Source organism: Lacisediminihabitans sp. (assembly GCF_036569425.1).
In the GTDB taxonomy this organism is placed as follows: domain Bacteria; phylum Actinomycetota; class Actinomycetes; order Actinomycetales; family Microbacteriaceae; genus Lacisediminihabitans.
The window spans coordinates 1-19,876 of sequence record NZ_DATCQQ010000069.1; the positions used below are offsets into that span (position 1 = coordinate 1).

Here is a 19,876-nt window from a genome sequence, read left to right on the forward strand (position 1 = left end):
GGGTGCCGTCGGTGAAGGCCGCGGCGATCACGACGACGTCCGCGTCCGGCAGCACCTCGCCGAGCCGGTCGGAGGTGACCGTGAGCTCGGCGCCCGCCAGGTCTCCCTGGCTGCGTCGCACCACCGTGACGTGCACCCCGAACGGCTCGAGCAGCCGGATGAGCTCGACGGCGATCCCGCCGGCGCCCACGATGAGCACGTTCAGCCCGAACAGCGACGTGCCGAACTTCTCGCCGGTCGGCCAGCTCGTGGCGCGGACCCGCTGCGGGATGAGGCGCAGCAGGGCAAGAGCGAGCGTGAGCGCATGTTCGGCGACCGGCTGGGAGTACGCTCCCTTCGCGCTCGTCCAGAGCGGCAGCGGTCGATCTGCATAGCCCGCGAGCACGTGCGAGAAGGCGTCGACACCCGCGTATGGCAGCTGCACCCACTCGATGCCGGGGTGAGCGTCGAGCACGGCGACCAGATCCTGCGCGTCACCGTACGACAGCCAGACGAGTCCGCGGGTGTGCTCTGACAGCGGCGCGATCTCGCCGCCGCCGGCGCGCACGGCATCGGCGAACATCGGATCGTCGTCGGGCATCACGGCGATCGTTCCCGGGTGCGGACGGCGTTCGGGTGACACGGCCTCGACCTCGCGCGCAGAGACTGCTCGGTGCTGCGAAACTGCGCGCTGTGTTGTACTCACGTGGTTGATCTCCCGGCGCCTGGCGGCACACTGTGATGGTCCTTCGCACCCGGGTATGGCGGTGCTGGTTTGCCCCTCGAAAGTTCGAGCCGCCTGGCCTTGGCGAGCCCCTTCACGTAGTAGTCCTCCGGATCGGAGAGCACCTCGTCGATGGGGCCATCCCCCACCGCGACCCCGCGCTGCAGCACGACGACCCGGCTGGCAATCCGCGAGACTACGGACAGCTCGCTGCTCACGATGAGCGCCGAGAAAACCCGATCGTGCTGGAGCGCCGCGATAGTGTCGAGAACACTGTCCCGAACGAGGGCGTCGACGCCGCGGGTGGGCTCGTCGGCCACGAGCAGTGCCGGTTCGAGGATGAGGGCCCGCGCGAGGGCCACACGCTGCCGCTGCCCGCTGCTGAGTTCGTGCGGCAGCCGGGACATGAGGCCGAGCGGCAGTCGCACCGCGTCGATCGCGGTGGCGACGGCCGCATTCGCCTCGCGCACGTTGAACTTGCGGTCGCGCCGGAAGATCGGCTCAGCCACGTTCTCCGCGATCGTGAGGATGGGGCTCAGCCGTTCGGCCTCGTCCTGGCGCAGGTAGCCGATCCTCAGGGTGAGACGGTCGCGGCGGCGGCGGTTGATGCCGCGAAGCTCGCGGCCGAACACCTCGAGCGATCCCCCGGAGATCTGGGGGGTGCCCTCGCCGGAACCGATCTGCCCCACCTCCCCGGCGATTGCTCCCGCGAGCGTGGACTTGCCCGACCCGGACTCGCCGAGCAGTCCCACAATCTCGCCAGCCGCAATGTCGAGATTCACCCCGCCCACCGCAAGAAAACGCGATTGCGTGTTGTTGGCTCGGTAGCGGATCGACACGTCCTGTGCCGACACCACCAGGCCCGCGGGCGGGGACTCCACGCTATTCCTCGGCCCGCAGGAGTCGCAGCGCTTCGCGTCGAAGCGCCTGCTCGGCCGGGTTCGGCACGGGCAGCGAGGCGAGCAGCCGCTTGGTGTACGGATGCTGCGGCGCGCCGAGCACCTCGGCGCCGGTCCCCTCCTCCACGAGTTCGCCCTGGTAGAGCACGGCGATGCGGTCGGCGAGAATGTCGACGACCGCGAGGTCGTGACTGATGAAGAGCGCGGCGAAACCGAACTCCTTCTGCAGCTCGGCGAACAGCTCGAGCACCCGCGCCTGCACCGAGACGTCGAGCGCGCTCGTCGGCTCGTCGGCGATGAGCAGCTTCGGCTGCAGGGCGAGGGCCCTGGCAAGGGATGCCCGCTGCCGTTGGCCACCGCTCAGTTCGTGCGGGAAGCGGTCGCCGAACGCCTTGGGCAGCTGGACCGCCTCGAGCAGTTCGTTCACCCGCGAGCGGGCGGCGCGGGAATTCGGCGACTTGCCGTGAACGATGAGCGGCTCGGCGACGCACTCGGCAATCGTGAGAAGCGGATTGAAGCTGGTGGCAGGGTCCTGGAACACGAAGCCGATGTCCCGGCGCAGGGGCCGGAACCGGCGCTCGTGCACCCCGAGCATCTCCTGGCCGAGCACCGTGAGCGACCCGCCCGTGATCTTCGTGAGTCCGCCGATCGCCCGCCCGATGGTGGTCTTTCCCGATCCGCTCTCGCCCACCAGGCCGAGCACCTCGCGCGCGCCGATCTCGAAGCTCACACCATTGACGGCGCGGAAACCCTTCCTGCCGAGGCGGCCGGGATATTCGATCACGAGGTCTTTGGCGACCACGAGCGCCTCGAAGGTCGTGAGGGCACGCTCGGCCGCGCGCTCCTGCGTGCGAACCGTGCCGGAGCCGAGGTATGGCACGGCGGCGAGCAGCTTCTTCGTGTACGGATGCTGCGGGTTTTCGAAGAGGGAGGTGACATCCGCCTCCTCCACGACCTTGCCCTCGAACATCACGGCCACGCGGTCCGCGAGGTCGGCGACCACGCCCATGTTGTGCGTGATGAGCACGATCGCGGTGTCGAATTCGTCGCGCAGCCGGCGCAGCAGGTCGAGGATCTCGGCCTGCACGGTCACGTCGAGCGCCGTCGTCGGCTCGTCGGCGACGATCAGCTCTGGATCGAGCACGAGCGCCATTGCGATGACGACCCGCTGCTTCTGGCCGCCGGAGAACTGGTGCGGATAGTAGTTGACCCGGTTGGCCGCGTCCGGGATGCCGACCTTCTCGAGAATGTCGATCGCCTTGGCCTTGGCCTCCGCCCGCGTGTACTTGCCGTGGGCGTGCAGGCCCTCCGCGATCTGCCAGCCGACCGTGTAGACGGGGTTGAGCGCCGTCGACGGCTCCTGGAAGACCATCGCCGCGCTCGTGCCGCGGATCTCCCGCAACCGGGACTTGCTCACGGTGACGACGTTGTCCTGGCCGAGAAGCACCACACCGGATGCCGTGGCCGTCTCCGGCAGGAGCCCGAGAATCGACTTCGCGGTCACGGTCTTCCCGCTGCCGCTCTCGCCGACGATCGCGAGCACCTCCCCCGCGTTCACCGAGAGTGTCACGCCGTCGACGGCGCGCACGTCGCCGCCGTCGGTCGCGAACGTGATGGTGAGGTCGGTGATGCCGACCGCCTGTTCGCCGCGGGTGAGTGAACTCATTCGCGCACCTCCAGTGCGAGATCGCCGACGACATCCGTGCTCGCCTCGGGGGCGGTGTCCAGGGTCGGGGCGGGCGGTGGCGAGCCGTCGGCCCGACGTCTGGTTCTCAACCGCGGATCCGCGAGGTCGTTGAGGCTCTCACCGACGAGGGTGATTCCCAGCACCACGAGCACGATCGCGAGGCCCGGGAACACCGAGGTCCACCAGATGCCGCTCGTGACATCCGAGATCGACTTGTTGAGGTCGTAGCCCCACTCGGCCGCGGACGTCGGCTCGATGCCGAAGCCGAGGAAGCCCAGCCCGGCGAGGGTGAGGATCGCCTCTGAGGCGTTGAGCGTGAAGATGAGCGGCAGCGTGCGGGTCGCGTTGCGAAGTACGTGGCGGAACATGATGCGCCAGCTCCTGGCCCCGATCACCTTGGCCGACTCGACAAACGCCTCCGACTTGATACGCACGGTCTCCGCCCGGATCACCCGGAAGTACTGGGGCACGAAGACGACGGTGATCGAAATGGCCGCCGCGAGGATGCCGCCGAAGAGGTTGGACTGCCCTCCCGAGATCACGATCGACATCACGATGGCGAGCAACAGGCTGGGGAAGGCGTACACCGCGTCCGCGACCACCACGAGCACCCGGTCGAGCCATCCGCCCAGGTAGCCGGAAACCAGCCCGAGGAACACTCCGACGAAGATGGAGAAGATGATGGCCGCTATGATCACGAGCGCCGCCGTCTGCGAACCCCAGATCACCCGGGAAAGCACGTCGTAGCCGCCGACAGTCGTGCCCAGGATGTGCTTGCCGCCCGGCGGCAGCTGGGACCCGAAGTTGCCTGAGGCGTCTTTCAGTTGCGAGTAGCCGTACGGCGCGAGCAGCGGGGCGAAGATTGCCGTGAGAAGAAACACCGCGGTGATCACGAGTCCGGCCACGAGCATGCCGCGCTGGAGCCCCACGCTCTGCCGGAACTGGTGCACCACGGGCAGACGCTGCCAGAGGCTGGGCCGCTTGGGAACGTCGATCGACGTCATGTCAGTACCTCACCCTCGGGTCGATGAGCGCCGCGATGATGTCGACGATGAAGTTGGTGAGGGCCACGATCACGGCAAGCAGGGCGACGATGCCCTGCACGGCCACGAAGTCCCGCGCGGACAGGTACTGGGCGAGCATGAATCCGAGGCCCTTCCACTCGAAGGTCGTCTCGGTGAGCACCGCCCCGCCGAGGAGCAGGGCGATCTGCAGGCCGATCACGGTGATGATGGGGATGAGCGCCGGCTTGTATGCGTGACGGCGCACGAGGCGGTACTCGCTCACCCCGCGCGACCTCGCGGCGTCCACGTAGTCGGCCGAGAGCGTGCCAATGACGTTGGTGCGCACCAGGCGCAGGAACACGCCGGCGGTGAGCAGGCCGAGGGCGAGCCCAGGCAGCACCGCATGCTGGAGCACGTCCGCGATGGCGGCCGGGTCGCCGAGCCGGAAGGCGTCAATGAGGTAGATGCCCGTCTTGTTCGGCAGCAACTGCAGTTCGAGCTCGGTGCTCGTCGACGATCGACCGGCGATCGGCAGCACGCCGAGCCACACCCCGAAGACGAGCTTGAGCAGCAGGCCGGCGAAGAACACCGGCGTGGCGTAGAAGAGGATGGCGAAAACGCGCAGGACCGCATCCGGCCACTTGTCCCGGAGGTATGCTGCGAGCATCCCGAGCGGAATGCCCACGATGAACGCCACGATGAGGGCGTAAAAGGCGAGTTCGAGGGTGGCTCCGCCATAGGTGAGCAGCACCGTGCTGATCGGCCGGTTGTCGCTGATCGTCGTTCCGAAGTTGCCCGTGAAGATCTGGCCCAGATACTCGAAGTACTGCACGATCACGGGCCGGTCGTAGCCGGCGGCGTGGATGCGTTCCTGCAGCTGTTGGGCGTTGAGCCGGCCGCCGAGCGACGCCGTGATCGGGTCGCCGATCGTTCGCATGAGCACGAAGACGAGCGTCACGAGAATGAAGACGGTGGGGAAGATGAGCAGGAACCGCACGAAGATATAGCGGCCGAGACTGCCGCCCTTGGCCTTGCCGGACGCCTTCGCCGGTGCGGGATCCCCACCCGGTTTCGCCAGAACCGGTGTACCGGAAGCGGATGACGTCATCGTGACCAATCGATCTGAAGCGGGACAAAAGCCTGAGGGCGACCCGCACGTGGTGCGGGTCGCCCCGAAAGCACAGCTAGAGAATTCTAGCCGTTAGATCGATCAGCCCTTGCTGAGCGCCGCGTAGCGGAACTTGAAGGAGGCGTCGAGCGTGTCCTTCACGCCGGAGACACCCTTGACCGCCACGGCGACCTGGTCGCCCTGCAGCAGCGGTATCGTCGGCAGCTGCGCGGCTACCGCCGCCTGGATCTGCTCGATGATCTTCGCGCGGGCGGCCTTGTCGCTCGTGACGCCCTGCTCGAGAATCAACTTGTCCACGGCGGGATCGTCGTAGTGGTTGATGATGAACGCTTCCTTGTCCGTCGGGTTGTAGAAGAACGGCGTGAGGTAATTGTCGGCATCCGAGTAGTCGGGGAACCAGCCGAGCTGGAACACCGAGTACACGCCGGCCTTCCGGTCCTTGGAGTACTGCACGTACTCGGTCGACTGCAGGTTGACCGAGAACAGGCCGTCGGTCTCGAGCTGGCTCTTGATCGCCGCATACTCGTCGCTCGACGACTCTCCGTAGTGGTCGGTGTTGTACTGCAGGTTGATCTTCACCGGGGTGGTGACGCCGGCTGCGGCCAGAGTGGACTTGGCCTTCGCGGCATCCGGTCCGCCCTTGCCGTCCCCGTAGAGGCTCTTGAGCACGGTCGTCGCGCCCGTGAGACCGTCAGGAACATAGGAGTAGAGCGGGGAGTATGTGCCCTTGTAGACGTTCTTGGAGAGCGCGTCGCGGTCGACCAGGTCAGCGGCGGCCTGGCGCACGGCAAGAGCCTTCGCCGGGTCGGCTTCCGCGGTCTTGGTTCCGAACGGAGCAGTCTGGAAGTTGAACACGAAGTAGCGGATCTCACCGCCAGGGCCGTGATAGACGGTGACCTTCTTGTTGGTGTTCAGGCTCGCGATGTCAGTTGGCGACAGACTGCGGAACGCGACGTCGATGTTGCCGTTCTGGATGTCGAGCTTCAGGTTCGACTGCGACGTGTAGTACTTCACGTTGACGGTCTCGGTCTTCGCGTTGCCGAGCACCCCGTCGTAGTTGGGGTTTGCCTTGTAGGAGATGAGGTTGTTGAAGTTGTAGCTCTTGATCGTGTACTGGCCGGCGAAGGCGTTGCCCTTGACGATTTCGTCGTCGGTCGCGAGCTTGTCGGCGGGGAAGACCTGCTCGTCGACAATCGGACCGGCCGGGCTGGACAAGATCTGCTTGAAGACCTGGTCGTTCGCGCTCTTGAGGTGGAATACGACCGTGGTCGGGTCGGTCGCCTCGACGTGGTCGAGGTTGTAGAGAAGCGACGACGGGCCGTTCTCGTCCGCAATCTTGAGGTCGCGGTCGAAGGTGAACTTCACGTCGGACGACGTCAGCTTGTCACCGTTGGCGAATTTGAGGTTTGGCTTGAGCTTGACCGTGAACTCCGTCGGCGCGGTGAAGTCGCCGGAGAGCGCGATGTCTGGCTTGACCTCGGGGCTACCGTACGGAGTGTTGAAGAGGAATGGGAAGACCTGGTTCTGCACGGCGAACGAGCCGTTGTCGTATGAGCCGGCCGGGTCGAGCACAGTGACCTTGTCGGTCGTGCCGATGGTGAGCGTCTTTGACGCGGTGTTCGCATTACTGCCGGCGGCGCAGCCGGACAGGGCGAGCGCCGCGATTGCGGTGCCCCCAAGCACGGCGAGCGTTCGCTTGCGGAACGTGGATGCGGATGTCATATCCGTCTGCCTCTCTCGTAAAGAACACAAAGGTGTGCCTCGAATGGCACGCCAGAGCACTGCTGTATGACTCCTTGGTAACACAGATACGACGAGCGCGACCAATCGAGGGGGCGGATATAGGCCAATGTTTACTCGACTGCAACAACGGTCACTGCAATTGCGACGAACTACTCCGAACGGAGTTCCCGGCGCTCGGCCTCAATGCGAACGAGTTCGACCTGCACCTCGCGGTACGCGCCGGGGTCGGCCACCGCGTCGGTGCGCTGGAGGCGTCCGAGCAGCTCGGCCTTGCGGCGCAGCAGGTCCCTCTCGATCAGGTTCGCGGTGACGCCCCTGCAGTAGGCGGTGAGGTCGCGCCCCTCCTTCTCGGGGAGCGGGGCGACCCCGAGCTCCTTCACCAGCATCGCGAACGGGGCGGGCACCTCGGCGATCACGCGGTCGAGCCACTCCGGTGATTCGAAGGCGTCCATGCTCGCGGCGATTCCGTCCCGCACCACCGCGAGAGACGGATTCGCGTAGGCCGCGCGGCTGGCGCGCTGGGCCAGGTCGACGCCGATGATCTCCGGATGCTGCAGGATCGCCATGAGCGAGTCCCGCTCCAGCCTCGTTGACGGGTCGGTCGGCAGGTGCACGAGCGACGGGCCGTTCTCCACCGGCGCCGGCGCCGCGGCCGCATCCGTGCCGTAGCGGGGCTTCTGCGCCTCCGGAACCTTGCCGTGCGCCGAGGCGACCGCCCGTCCGACCTCGCCGAGGTCCATGCCGAGCCAGCCGGCGAGGGTGCGCACGTAGCCGATGTTGAGCGCCTGGTCGCGGATGCCGGCGACGACGGGCGCCGAGGCCCGCAGGGCGGCGACCCGGCCCTCCACGGTGTCGAGGTTGTGGCCGGCAAGCACGCGCCTGATCATGAACTCGAACATGGGCTTCTTCGCCGTGATGAGGCGGCGCACCGCGTCGTCCCCGCGCTCGAGCCGCAGGTCGCACGGGTCGAGCCCGTCGGGCGCCACGGCCACGAAGGTCTGCGCCGCGAAGCGCTGCTCCTCGCTGAACGCGCGGCTCGCGGCCTTCTGGCCGGCCTCGTCAGGGTCGAAGGTGAAGATGACCTCGCCGAGGCCGCGGGAGTCCGCGTTGTCGACATCCCCGAGCACCCGACGGATCACCTTGATGTGGTCGACGCCGAACGCCGTGCCACAGGTGGCGACGGCCGTGGTGATGCCCGCGAGGTGGCAGGCCATCACGTCGGTGTAGCCCTCCACGACCACGACCTGTCGGCCGCGCGAGATGTCGCGCTTGGCCAGGTCGAGACCGTAGAGCACCTGCGACTTGTGGTACACCGCCGTCTCGGGAGTGTTGAGGTACTTGGGGCCCTGGTCGTCGTCCAGGAGCTTGCGCGCACCGAAGCCAAGGGTCTGGCCGGTGACGTCGCGGATGGGCCAGACGAGCCTGCCGCGGAACCGGTCGTATGTGCCGCGATCGCCCTCGCCGACGAGGCCCGAGGCGACGAGTTCAGCCTCGGTGAAGCCGAGGGCCCTGAGATGCTTGGTGAGGCCGGTCTTGGGCGCGAAGCCGACGCCGAAACGCTGGGCGGCACCCGGGTCGAAGCCGCGCTGGCCGAGGAACGCTCTGGCCGGCTCGGCATCGGGCGTGGTCAGCTGGATGACGAAGTACTCGGCGGCGGCCTGGTTGGCGGCGAGGATGCGGGCCCGGTTGCCGTGGTCGCTGTTGGCCTGTCCGCCGTCTTCGTAGTGCAGTTCGTAGCCGACCCTCGCGGCCATCCGCTCCACCGCCTCGGTGAAGGTGGTGTGGTCCATCTTTTGCAGGAAGCTGAAGACGTCGCCGTCCTCGCCGCAGCCGAAGCAGTGGTAACGGCCCACCTGCGGCCGCACGTGGAAGCTCGGGCTGCGCTCGTCGTGGAAGGGGCAGAGGCCCTTGAGCGATCCGACGCCGGCACCCTTGAGCGTGACGTAGTCGCCGACGATGTCGGCGATGTTGATTCGCGCTCGAACCTCGTCGATATCGTTTCGTCGAATGAGGCCGGGCACCTGCTCATTCTAGGTTCGGTCGGCGACGCTCACTGCGCCGGGGCCCTCCCTGTGGATTCCGCTGCGCAGGTGCCGTTCGCGACTCCGGTTGTGCAGGACACCTCACATGGCGCGCCCACACGAGCCGCCTCTCCGGCAGACTCCAGTTCTGCAGGACGGCCCACACGCCTCGCCCGCACACGCCGCCTCTCCCGCAGACTCCAGTTCTGCAGGACGGCCCAGCGGGTCGACAAACCGGCTGTCCTGCACAACTGGAGCGCCCAACCCGGCCACCACCGCCCCACACCCCGTCCTGCACAACCGGAGTCTCCAACCCCGGCCACCATCGACCCACGCCCCGTCCTGCACAACCGGAGTCTCCAACCCCTGCCACCACCGCCCCCACCGCGTCCTGCACAACCGGAGTCGCCCACGCCGCGTCCTGCACAACCGGAGTCGCCGGCGGCAGTCCTACCCGAGGATCCGTTCGTGCCACGCCATGGCCGACTGGTCGGTGAGCGACGCGACCTGGTCCACGACGGCGCGCTTGCGGGCGGCATCCGTCTCGGCCGCGCGCCAGTCAGCGGCGAATCCGGGGTCGAGGTCCGCCTCGCCGCGGGCGTACAGCGCGTCCGCGAGATCGGTGAGCACCTCGCGCTGCTGGCTGTAGATGGGCTGCCGCGTGTTCCGGGACATGACGAAGGCGGCGACGATGCCCTTGAGCACGGCGATCTCCGCCTGGATCTCCCGCGGAACGACCATGTTGGCGGTGAACCGGATGAGGCTGCCGTCCCCGCCGAGCGCCCGCGTGGCTGCGACGGCCGCACCGGCAAAGCGTCCGATGAGCTGCGAGGTGAGGTTCTTCAGTCGGCCCTGGTCGATTCGGCTGCCGTCCCAGCGGTCGATCCACACATCGAGCGAATCGAGGCGGTCGAACGCCGCGATGAGTTCGTCATGACCGAGTTCGCCGCCGATCCAGACGAACATCGACTCGACCAACTCGTCGTGGTCGACGCGCGCGCCGAGCGCCTTGACGTCGATGTAGCCGCTCACCACCGCGTCCTCGAAGTCGTGCACGGAGTACGCGATGTCGTCGGAGAGGTCCATCACCTGGGCCTCGATGCAGAGCCGGCGCTCCGGCGCACCCTCGCGCAGCCAACCGAACGCCTCGGCGTCGTCCGCGTAGAAGCCGAACTTGGCGCGGCCGCTCGGGTCCCCCACCGACGCGGTGTCCGGCCACGGGTACTTGCAGCTCGCGTCGAGGCTCGCGCGGGTGAGGTTGAGGCCGTACGAACGCCCGTCCGGCCCGAACACCTTCGGCTCGATCCTCGTGAGCAGCCTCAGGGTCTGCGCGTTGCCCTCGAATCCGCCGATGTCGCTCGCCCAGGCGTTGAGCGCGCGTTCGCCATTGTGACCGAACGGCGGATGCCCGAGGTCGTGCGCGAGGCACGCCGTGTCCACGACATCCGGGTCCAGCCCCAGGCTCGTCGCGAGCTCGCGGCCCACCTGCGCGACCTCGAGAGAGTGGGTGAGCCGGTTTCGGGCGAAGTCGAGGCCGGCCGCCGGGCTCAGGACCTGGGTCTTCGCAGCGAGCCGGCGCAGTGCGCTCGAGTGCAGCAGCCGCGCGCGGTCGCGCGCGAAGTCGCTGCGACGGCTCGAATGCTCCTCGGGAAACCAGCGGGCGGTGTCGTGCTCGCCGTACCCGTGCTCAACCACCGCTGTGGCTCAGTTCGGCCTCGGCGAGCTCCGCGCGGTGCGCGTCGGCGAGCTCACGGCTCAGCAGCCAACCGTCAGGCAGCGACGGCCGCTTGGGCGTTCCGGCCCGGCCGCGCGGGCCCTCGGAGGCCTCGCCGGGGTACGGCTGCTCCCAATCGAGGGTGCCGAGAAGGTCGTCCATCTGCTGCAGGCTCTGCACCGTGGCGAGGCTCGCGCGCAGGTCGCCGCCCACCGGGTAGCCCTTGAAATACCAGGCGACGTGCTTGCGGATGTCGCGGCAGGCGTGATCCTCATCGCCATCGAAGAACTCGACCAGCAGCTCGGTGTGCCGGCGCAGGGTCGCCGCGACGGTGCCGAGGCTCGGCTGGGCGATGTCGGTCTTGCCCTCGAACGCAGCGGCGAGATCGCCGAACAGCCACGGGCGACCGAGGCAACCGCGGCCGACGACGACCCCGTCGCATCCGGTCTCTTCGATCATGCGAATGGCGTCGGCGCCCGACCAGATGTCCCCGTTGCCGAGCACCGGAACGCTCGTGATGGCCTGCTTGAGCGCGGCGATGGCCGCCCAGTCGGCGTGGCCGCTGTAGAACTCGGAGGCGGTGCGCGCGTGCAGCGCGATGCTCGCGACACCCGCGTCTTCGGCGATGCGGCCGGCCTCGAGGTAGGTGAGGTGGTCGGAGTCGATGCCCTTGCGCATCTTCACGGTGAGCGGGAGGTCGCCTGCCGACTTCACCGCGCGCTCGACGATGTCGCGGAACAGGTCGAGCTTCCAGGGCAACGCGGCTCCCCCTCCCTTGCGCGTGACCTTCGGCACGGGGCATCCGAAGTTCAGGTCGATGTGGTCGGCGCGATCCTCGGCTACGAGCATAGTCACGGCCTCGGCGACGGTCTTCGGGTCGACCCCGTAGAGCTGGACGCTGCGGGTCGTCTCCGACTCGTGGTGCTTGATGAGGCGCATCGAGCCCTCCGTGCGCTCGACGAGTGCGCGGCTGGTGATCATCTCGGAGACGTAGAGGCCGGCGCCGAACTCGCGGCACAGCCGGCGGAACGCCGTGTTAGTGATGCCCGCCATGGGCGCGAGCACGACAGGTACAGCGAGCGGGATGCGCCCGATCTGTAGGCTGGGATGTGCGGTGGCGAGGATGGTCACCGGTCAATTCTCCCAGAAAGCCCGCGAAGCAATGACAGAGCCAGACGGACGCGCCAGAGTGATGGCGGATGCCGCTGCCCGCGGACTCGACGTCGAGTTCGTCGAGCGCCCGGCGGCCGGTTCCCTGGCGGAGGCTGCGGTGCTGCTCGGCATCGACCCGAGGGGCATTGTCAAGACCCTCGTCGTGCGTCGGCACACCCCCTCTAACGCGCCGAACGAGTACCTCTTCGCCCTCATCCCCGGCGACCGGCAGATCTCCTGGTCGAAGCTGCGCGCTGTCGTCGGGGTCAACAAGCTCTCCCTGCCCACCGCCGAACTCGCCCTCGAGGCCGCCGGGTACGAACGCGGCACGATCACGCCCCTCGGCAGCAGCTCCCCCTGGCCCGTGTACGTCGACGCAGTGATCGTGGGCTCGCGGGTTGCACTGGGTGCCGGAGAAGCCGGCTTCAGCGCGTTCGTGGATGCCGACGCGTTCATCGCGGCCTTCGACGCGACCGTCGCCGACATCAGCGCCTGAACTGCTACAGATCCTGGGCGGCCCTAGGCGCTGAGCGGCTCTAGACGAGGTCCTCGTCGAGGCGGCGGTTGACCACGGCCTGCTCGTGGTGGTCGGGGATCTCACAGAAGTCGCCGTCGCAGGAGGCCACATTCGGATCCCCCACGATCTGAAGCGGAAGAGTCTGGGAATTCTTCATGGGGTTGCTTCTCTCTCGGTGCGTACCTGTGTGAGCACGTTAGCGAACGTTTCGGCGTCCTGGGCGCCTGACACCCCGTACTTGCCGTCGATCACGAAGAACGGCACGCCCTGGATGCCGTATTCAGTGGCGAGGGCGACGTCGGCCTTCACATCGGCGAGGTACTGGTTCGACTCGAGGGCGCGCACGACGTCCGCGCGGTCGAGGCCGACCTCGGCGGCGAGGTCGGCGAGATCCTCGACGCGGCCCACGTGCCGCCCGTCGACGAAGTAGGCCTTGAGCAGGCGCTCCTTCATGTCGAGCTGGCGACCGTGCGCCTTGGCGTAATGGATGAGTTCGTGCGCCTTGACCGTGTTCGTCTGGTGCACGTGGTCATAGTCGTAGTCGAGACCGACGCTCGAGGCGATGCCGGTCACTCGCTCGAGCATCTTCTCCACCTGGTCGATGGGCAGGCCCTTGCGCTGGCTGAGGTAGTCGACCGGCGTGCCGTCGAAGTCGACCGGGGTGTCCGGGGAGAGTTCGAACGAGTGGTATTCCACCTCGACGTCGCCGCCGAACTGGGCTGCCCCCGCCTCGAACTTGCGTTTACCGATGTAGCACCATGGGCACTGCACGTCCGACCAGATGTCTACCTTGATGGGTTCGCTCACCCTCAAGGCAACGCCTGAGCCCGGGCGGTATTCCCGCTAGGCGCCGATCAGCTGCTCGGCCAGGTAGCCGCGCACACGGTCGAGGGAGATGCGCTCCTGCGCCATCGAGTCGCGTTCGCGCACGGTCACCGCGTTGTCCTCGAGGGTGTCGAAGTCCACGGTGATGCAGAACGGTGTACCGATCTCGTCCTGGCGACGGTAGCGGCGCCCGATCGCACCGGCGTCGTCGAAGTCGATGTTCCAGTACTTGCGCAGGTCTGCCGCGAGTGCCTTCGCCACCGGCGAGAGCTGCTCGTTGCGGGAGAGCGGCAGCACGGCGACCTTCACCGGCGCGAGTCGCCGGTCGAGCCGCAGCACGGTGCGCTTGTCGACGCCGCCCTTCGTGTTGGGCGCCTCGTCCTCGTGGTACGCGTCGACGAGGAACGCCATGAGCGCCCGGGTGAGCCCGAACGCCGGCTCGATCACGTACGGGATCCAGCGCTCGTTCTTGGTCTGGTCGAAGTAGGACAGGTCCACGCCGGAGCCCTCGGAGTGGGTCTTCAGGTCGAAGTCGGTGCGGTTGGCGACGCCCATGAGCTCGCCCCACTCGCTGCCGGCGAACCGGAAGCGGTATTCGAGGTCGATGGTTCGCTTCGAGTAGTGCGACAGCTTCTCCTGCGGGTGCTCGAACCGGCGGATGTTGCCCGGTGTGATCCCGAGGTCGGTGAACCACTCCTCGCAGGCGTCGATCCAGTACTGGAACCACTCCTCATCGGTGCCGGGCTCGACGAAGAATTCCATCTCCATCTGCTCGAACTCGCGGGTGCGGAAGATGAAGTTGCCTGGCGTGATCTCATTGCGGAAGCTCTTGCCCACCTGCGCGATTCCGAACGGGGGCTTCATGCGCGCCGCGCCCATGACGTTGGCGAAGTTGGTGAAGATGCCCTGGGCGGTCTCGGGACGGAGGTACGCCATGCCCTCCTCGTTGTCCACCGGGCCGAGGAAGGTCTTCAACAGGCCGGAGAAGTTCTGCGGCTCTGTCCAGTTGCCTGGCTGGCCGGTGTCGGGGTCGCGGATGTCGGCGAGGCCGTTGACCGGCGGATGACCGTGCTTCTCCTCGTAGGCCTCGAGCAGGTGGTCGGCGCGGTAGCGCTTGTGGGTGTGCAGGGATTCGACGAGCGGGTCGCTGAAGACCTCGACGTGGCCGGAGACCTCCCACACGCGCTTCGGCAGGATGATCGACGAGTCGATGCCCACGATGTCGTCCCGGCCCTGCACCATGAACTGCCACCACTGGCGCTTGATGTTCTCCTTGAGCGCGGTACCGAGCGGCCCGTAGTCCCACGCCGAGCGCGAGCCGCCGTAGATCTCACCGGCCTGGAAGACGAATCCACGGCGCTTGGCCAGGTTGATCACGGGATCGAGCGGGGAGGCGTTGGCCACGGAGAACTCCAAGAGTCATACCGCGCTGGATGCGCGGTCGAAGGGGGGTGAGGCTCCCAGCTTACCCAGCGCGCGGCGACCCGGCCGTCAGCGCCCCGACCGTCAACGCAGCGACCCGACGGCAGCGACCGCGACGGCGACGGCGGACACGACTCGCGCCGCATCCGCCTCGACGATCGTCGAATCGAGGGTGAATCGCACCGCCGTCCTGGCGGTGTCGTCGTCGATGCCGAGGGCCACGAGCACGTGGGAGGCGTCGTCGCTTCCCGCGGCGCAGGCCGACCCGCTCGACGAGACGATCCCGCGCCGCTCGAGCTCGAGCAGCACGGCCTCGCCGCTCGTTCCCGGGAAACAGAACGACGCGTGGGCCGGCAGCCTGGCATCGCGATGCCCGGTGAGGAACGCGCCGGGCACCGCGCCGAGCACACCGTCGATAATGGCGTCCCGGGAACGCCGCACGGCGTCGCCGATGCTGGCGCTGGCGCTGGCGCGCAACCGGATCGCCTCGGCCAGGCCGACCGCGCCCGCCACGTTCTCGGTGCCCGAACGCCGCCCGCGTTCCTGGCCGCCGCCGTGCAGCACCGGTTCGATCGGCACCGACCCGCGAACCGCGAGCAGCCCGATCCCCTTCGGCGCACCGAGCTTGTGGCCGGAGACGCTCAGGGCATCGACGCCCAGGGAGCGCAACCCCACCTCGAGCCATGGGGCGGACTGCACGGCATCCGTGTGTATCGGCACCCCGGCGGCACGCGCGATATCCGCGATGGCACGGATCGGCTGCACCGTGCCGATCTCGTTGTTGGCGTGCATGATCGTGACGAGGGTGGTGTCCGGCCGCAGCGCCGCCGCGACCTCGCCCGGGTCGACGAGGCCGCCGTCGCCGAGCTGCACGAGGGAGACCTCAAAGCCGTGGTGCCGACGCAGGTAGTCGCAGCTCGCGAGCACGGCCTCGTGCTCGATCGCGGTCGTGACGATGTGCCGCCCGCGCGGCGCCGCGAGGGCGATCCCCTTCACGGCGAGGTTGTTGGCCTCGGTGCCGCCCGAGGTGAACACGATCTCGGCGGCCCGGCAATCGAGCGCCGTGGCGATCGTCTCGCGCGCGGCCGCGAGCCCCCGCGCGGCCACCTCGCCCACCGCGTGGTGGCTCGACGGGTTGCCGAAGTCCGCCGTGAGGTACGGCCACATCGCCTCGAGCACCTCGCGTCGCACGGGCGAGGTCGCGGCGTTGTCGAGGTACATCACGGTGCGGAAACCAGAATGTCGCGCAATTCGATGTCGCGCAGTTCGATGTCGAGGCCGAGGTCGAGGGATCGCACGCTGTGCGTGAGCGCCCCCACCGAGATGATGTCCACCCCGGTCCTGGCGATGTCGGCGACGGTGTCGAGGCTGACGGATCCGCTGGCCTCGACGAGGGCCCGACCGCCGACGATGGCGACCCCCTCGCGCAGCTCGGGGAGCGTGAAGTTGTCGAGCATGATCGTGTCGATCCGGGCTGCCAGCACCGCCTCGATCTGGTCGATCCGGTCCACCTCCACCTCGATGTGCGTGGTGTGCGGCAGCCGGGAGCGCACGTCGAGCAGCGCCTCGGTGATGTCGCGGCCGCCCGCGGTGAGCACCGCGAGATGGTTGTCCTTGGCCATCACGGCGTCGGAGAGCGAGAACCGGTGATTGTGCCCTCCTCCCGACCGCACGGCGTGCCGCTCGAACGCGCGCAGGCCGGGCGTGGTCTTGCGGGTGTCGACGATGCGGGCTCGGGTGCCGGCCGCCTCGGCGACGAAACGCGCAGTGAGCGTGGCGATCCCGCTCATCCGCTGCACGAAGTTGAGGGCGACCCTCTCCGCCTGCAGCACCGATCGGGCGGGGCCGCTCACCTCGGCGAGAACGGCGCCGCTCGCGAAGGCCTGGCCGTCCGGCACGGCGATGGTCGCCTGGATCGTCGGGTCGGTGAGCAGCATCGCCGCACGGAAGACCTCGCCGCCGCTGAACACCCCGGGCTCGCGGGCGACGAGTCGCGCCGTCGCCCGCGCCTCGGCCGGGATGAGGTACTGCGACGTGACGTCTCCCCACGGGGCGTCCTCGGCGAGGGCCGCCGACACGACGGGGTCGATCTGGTGCGATGTCAGCATGGGACGGTGACCCTTCTGGCCCAGGCGGTGTGCCGGGCGAACTCTGGCCGCTGCTGCGGGAAGTCTGAGCGGTAGTGGGCCCCGCGCGACTCCTCGCGCTCGAGGGCGGCGCCGACGACGAGCCGGCCGAGGTCGAGCAGGTTGGCGGTCTCGAGGGATGCGACGGTGTCGTCGGCGGACGCCGCCCAGCCGGCGAGGCGGTCGACCGCGCCCTCGAGGGTCTGGCGGTCGCGGAAGAGTCCGGCGGCGTCCCAGAGCAGCTGCTGCAGCTCAAGGCGGGTGAACGGGTCGCTCGCCGGCGCGCCAGTGGCCGGCGCGTTGGGCGCGCCGGCGCTGTCGCCCGGCCGGTCGAATGCCGGTGCGACCGAGAGGTCGAGGGCGTCGACGGCCCGCCAGGCGAACACGAGCGACTCGAGCAGGGAGTTGGAGGCGAGCCGGTTGGCGCCGTGCACTCCGGTGCAGGCGACCTCGCCGACCGCGAACAGGCCGGGCAGGGAGGTGCGCCCCCACTCGTCGGTGCGGATGCCGCCCATCCAGTAGTGCGCCGCCGGGGTCACCGGGATAGGCTCGCGGCCCCAGTCCAGTCCGTGCTCGCGGCAGACCCTGGTGATCCCGGGAAACCGGCTGGCGAGGAAGTCGGAGCCGAGCGCCGTCGCGTCGAGCCAGACCGGCTCGCCGCCCTGTTCGGCCATCTGGCGAGCGATCCCCCGCGCCACGACGTCTCGCGGGGCGAGCTCGGCATCCGCATGCCAGTCCGCCATGAAGCGTCGACCCCGCGCATCGACGAGCACCGCGCCCTCGCCGCGCACCGCCTCCGAGATGAGGAAGTTGCCGGGCACGGCGAGCGAGGTCGGGTGGAACTGGTAGAACTCCACGTCGCTCAGGGCCGCGCCGGCGCGCAGGGCGGCGGCCGCTCCGTCCCCGGTCGCGACAGAGGGGTTGGTGGTGTGCCGGTAGAGCTGGCCGGCTCCGCCGCTCGCGAGGATCACGGCATCCGCCTCGATCCGGCCGGGGACGTCCCGACCGGCGGCGTCCCGCTCGAGCACGTCGATGCCGACAACGCGGCCGTCCCGCACGACGAGGTCGCGCACGAAACAGAATTCGCGGATGCTCGCCGCCGACTCCCGAACCGCGGCGACCAGGGCGCGTTCGATCACCGCGCCGGTCGCGTCTCCCCCGGCGTGCAGGATGCGCGCGCTCGAGTGCGCCGCCTCCCGGCCGCGGGCGAGCTCGCCGTTCTCCCGGTCGAACTTCACGCCGAGGCGGATCAGGTCGCGGATGCGGCCGGGGCCCTCTGTGCAGAGCACGGCGACGGCGTCGTGGTCGTTGAGCCCGGCGCCCGCCTCGAGGGTGTCCCGGATGTGCGCCTCGACGCTGTCGTCCGGGAAGAGCGCAGCGGCGATGCCGCCCTGCGCGTAGCGCGTATTACTCTCGCCGAGTTCCGCCTTGGTCACGAGCGTCACGTCGTGGCTGCGGCCGGCCTCGAGCGCGGCGACGAGGCCGGCGATCCCGGTTCCCACCACGATGACGCTGCCCATGTCAGTCCCCGATCACGCGTTCGCCCGGGCCGCCAGGGCGCGCCGCCAGCATGCGCTCGAGGGCCACTCGGGCGGGCACGGCAACGTCATCCGGCACCCGGATGCGGTTAATGGTCTCTCCGCGCACCAGGCCCTCGAGCACCCAGGCGAGGTAGGCGGGGTGGATGCGGTACATCGTGGAGCACGGGCAGATCACCGGATCGAGACAGAAGATCCGGTGCTGCGGATACTGGGCGGCGAGCCGGTTGACCATGTTGATCTCGGTGCCGATCGCGAACGTCGTCGGCTCGGTGGCGGCAGCGATCGCCTTGCCGATGAAGTCGGTGGAGCCTGCGGCGTCCGCGGCGTCGACGACGGGCATCGGGCACTCGGGGTGCACGAGCACCTGCACCCCGGGGAACTCGGCGCGCGCCTTCTCGATCTGGCCAACGGTGAACCGCTTGTGCACCGAGCAGAAGCCGTGCCACAGGATCACCCGGGCGTCCTCGAGCTCGTGCGGCTCGTTGCCGCCGAGCGGCTTGCGCGGGTTCCACATCGGCATGAGCTCCACGGGCACGCCCATGGCCTTGGCGGTGTTGCGCCCGAGGTGCTGGTCGGGAAAGAAGAGCACCCGCTGGCCACGCTCGAACGCCCACTCGAGCACCGTCGCCGCGTTCGACGAGGTGCACACGATGCCGCCGTGCTCGCCGCAGAAGCCCTTAAGGGCGGCCGACGAGTTCATGTAGGTGACCGGGATCACGGGCACACGGCCGTCGGAATCCGGCTCGGTGCCGTACAGGGCCTCGAGCTGTTCCCAGCACTCGGCGACCGAGTCGATGTCGGCCATGTCGGCCATCGAGCAGCCGGCGGCGAGGTTGGGCAGGATCACTGCCTGGTCCGGACGGGCGAGGATGTCGGCGGTCTCGGCCATGAAGTGCACGCCGCAGAACACGATGGCCTCGGCCTGAGGCTTCGACCGGGCGGCGTTCGCGAGCTGGAACGAGTCTCCGACGAAGTCCGCGTACCGCACGACCTCGTCGCGCTGGTAAAAGTGGCCGAGCACGACGACGCGGTCGCCGAGGGTCTCCTTCGCGGCGAAGATGCGCGCCTCCAGCTCCTCGTCAGATGCCTCGCGGTATTCGGCGGGGATCTCGCCCTGCCGGGGAGTCTCGGACGGGATCTCGTCGTGCATCGACGAGCCTGGACCGTAGCCGGGCTCATCGAGCAGGTCGAAGACCCACGGGCCCTCAGCGAGATCGGTGCTGCAGACCTCGCCGTCGATCGCGTTCGCGCTGATCAGCTGGATGGTGGTGTCGACGGACGACAAGGTGGCTCCTCGGTGGGTGGTGGGGTCGACGGTTCAGGAACGGGCGAGTGGCCCGTTGTCGGTCAGCTCGACCGAGGTGTTGTAGCGGTAGAGGCGGGGGGGGGGGGG

General features: G+C 68.6%; 17 protein-coding genes. 1 reads left to right on the plus strand and 16 read right to left on the minus strand.

Going from position 1 to position 19,876, the window contains the following annotated elements:
- The 9 genes from VIM54_RS11355 to dusB form a co-directional block, all read right to left on the minus strand.
- A partial coding sequence (locus VIM54_RS11355) for an NAD(P)-dependent oxidoreductase (RefSeq protein WP_331901405.1) occupies positions 1-622 on the minus strand: 622 nt, incomplete at its 3' end.
- A 59-nt stretch (positions 623-681) separates the two neighbouring features.
- Positions 682-1,584 (minus strand): ATP-binding cassette domain-containing protein, encoded by a 903-nt coding sequence (locus VIM54_RS11360; RefSeq protein ID WP_331901407.1) that lies wholly within the window; start codon positions 1,582-1,584, stop codon positions 682-684.
- A 1-nt stretch (position 1,585) separates the two neighbouring features.
- Positions 1,586-3,268, minus strand: coding sequence for an ABC transporter ATP-binding protein (locus VIM54_RS11365; protein WP_331901409.1), 1,683 nt, complete (start codon positions 3,266-3,268; stop codon positions 1,586-1,588).
- Positions 3,265-4,293: an ABC transporter permease gene (locus VIM54_RS11370; RefSeq protein WP_331901411.1), complete on the minus strand. Its 1,029-nt coding sequence runs from the start codon at positions 4,291-4,293 to the stop codon at positions 3,265-3,267. Before VIM54_RS11370 ends, VIM54_RS11365 begins: the two co-directional genes overlap by 4 nt.
- Before the next feature lies 1 nt (position 4,294).
- Positions 4,295-5,401: an ABC transporter permease gene (locus VIM54_RS11375; RefSeq protein WP_331901413.1), complete on the minus strand. Its 1,107-nt coding sequence runs from the start codon at positions 5,399-5,401 to the stop codon at positions 4,295-4,297.
- A gap of 102 nt (positions 5,402-5,503) precedes the next feature.
- Positions 5,504-7,144, minus strand: coding sequence for an ABC transporter substrate-binding protein (locus VIM54_RS11380; protein ID WP_331901415.1), 1,641 nt, complete (start codon positions 7,142-7,144; stop codon positions 5,504-5,506).
- 170 nt (positions 7,145-7,314) lie between these two features.
- Positions 7,315-9,186: a DNA primase gene (gene dnaG, locus VIM54_RS11385; RefSeq protein WP_331901416.1), complete on the minus strand. Its 1,872-nt coding sequence runs from the start codon at positions 9,184-9,186 to the stop codon at positions 7,315-7,317.
- A gap of 450 nt (positions 9,187-9,636) precedes the next feature.
- Positions 9,637-10,881, minus strand: coding sequence for a deoxyguanosinetriphosphate triphosphohydrolase (locus VIM54_RS11390; protein WP_331901418.1), 1,245 nt, complete (start codon positions 10,879-10,881; stop codon positions 9,637-9,639).
- Entirely contained in the window at positions 10,874-12,031 is a 1,158-nt protein-coding gene (gene dusB / locus VIM54_RS11395; protein ID WP_331901420.1) for a tRNA dihydrouridine synthase DusB, read from the minus strand. Before dusB ends, VIM54_RS11390 begins: the two co-directional genes overlap by 8 nt.
- Positions 12,032-12,062: 31 nt before the next feature.
- On the opposite strand from dusB, the gene VIM54_RS11400 reads away from it, so the two are divergent.
- Entirely contained in the window at positions 12,063-12,548 is a 486-nt protein-coding gene (locus VIM54_RS11400; RefSeq protein WP_331901421.1) for a YbaK/EbsC family protein, read from the plus strand.
- Between the two features lie 40 nt (positions 12,549-12,588).
- On the opposite strand, the gene VIM54_RS11405 is transcribed toward VIM54_RS11400, so the two are convergent.
- The 7 genes from VIM54_RS11405 to nadA form a co-directional block, all read right to left on the minus strand.
- Entirely contained in the window at positions 12,589-12,726 is a 138-nt protein-coding gene (locus tag VIM54_RS11405) for a hypothetical protein (protein WP_331901423.1), read from the minus strand.
- Positions 12,723-13,376 (minus strand): DsbA family oxidoreductase, encoded by a 654-nt coding sequence (locus tag VIM54_RS11410; RefSeq protein ID WP_331901425.1) that lies wholly within the window; start codon positions 13,374-13,376, stop codon positions 12,723-12,725. Before VIM54_RS11410 ends, VIM54_RS11405 begins: the two co-directional genes overlap by 4 nt.
- A gap of 36 nt (positions 13,377-13,412) precedes the next feature.
- A complete protein-coding gene (locus VIM54_RS11415; RefSeq protein WP_331901427.1) occupies positions 13,413-14,798 on the minus strand; it encodes a glycine--tRNA ligase in 1,386 nt (461 codons plus the stop codon).
- A 102-nt stretch (positions 14,799-14,900) separates the two neighbouring features.
- Positions 14,901-16,040, minus strand: coding sequence for a cysteine desulfurase family protein (locus VIM54_RS11420; protein WP_331901429.1), 1,140 nt, complete (start codon positions 16,038-16,040; stop codon positions 14,901-14,903).
- Positions 16,037-16,924 carry a carboxylating nicotinate-nucleotide diphosphorylase gene (nadC, locus tag VIM54_RS11425; protein ID WP_331901434.1) on the minus strand — a complete coding sequence of 296 codons (888 nt, stop codon included), beginning with the start codon at positions 16,922-16,924 and terminating at the stop codon, positions 16,037-16,039. The genes VIM54_RS11420 and nadC overlap by 4 nt, the downstream gene beginning before the upstream one ends.
- Entirely contained in the window at positions 16,918-18,462 is a 1,545-nt protein-coding gene (gene nadB / locus VIM54_RS11430) for an L-aspartate oxidase (RefSeq protein ID WP_331901436.1), read from the minus strand. Before nadB ends, nadC begins: the two co-directional genes overlap by 7 nt.
- Position 18,463: 1 nt before the next feature.
- Positions 18,464-19,768, minus strand: a complete 1,305-nt coding sequence (gene nadA / locus VIM54_RS11435; RefSeq protein WP_331901438.1) for a quinolinate synthase NadA — start codon at positions 19,766-19,768, stop codon at positions 18,464-18,466.
- Positions 19,769-19,876 lie beyond the last annotated feature (108 nt).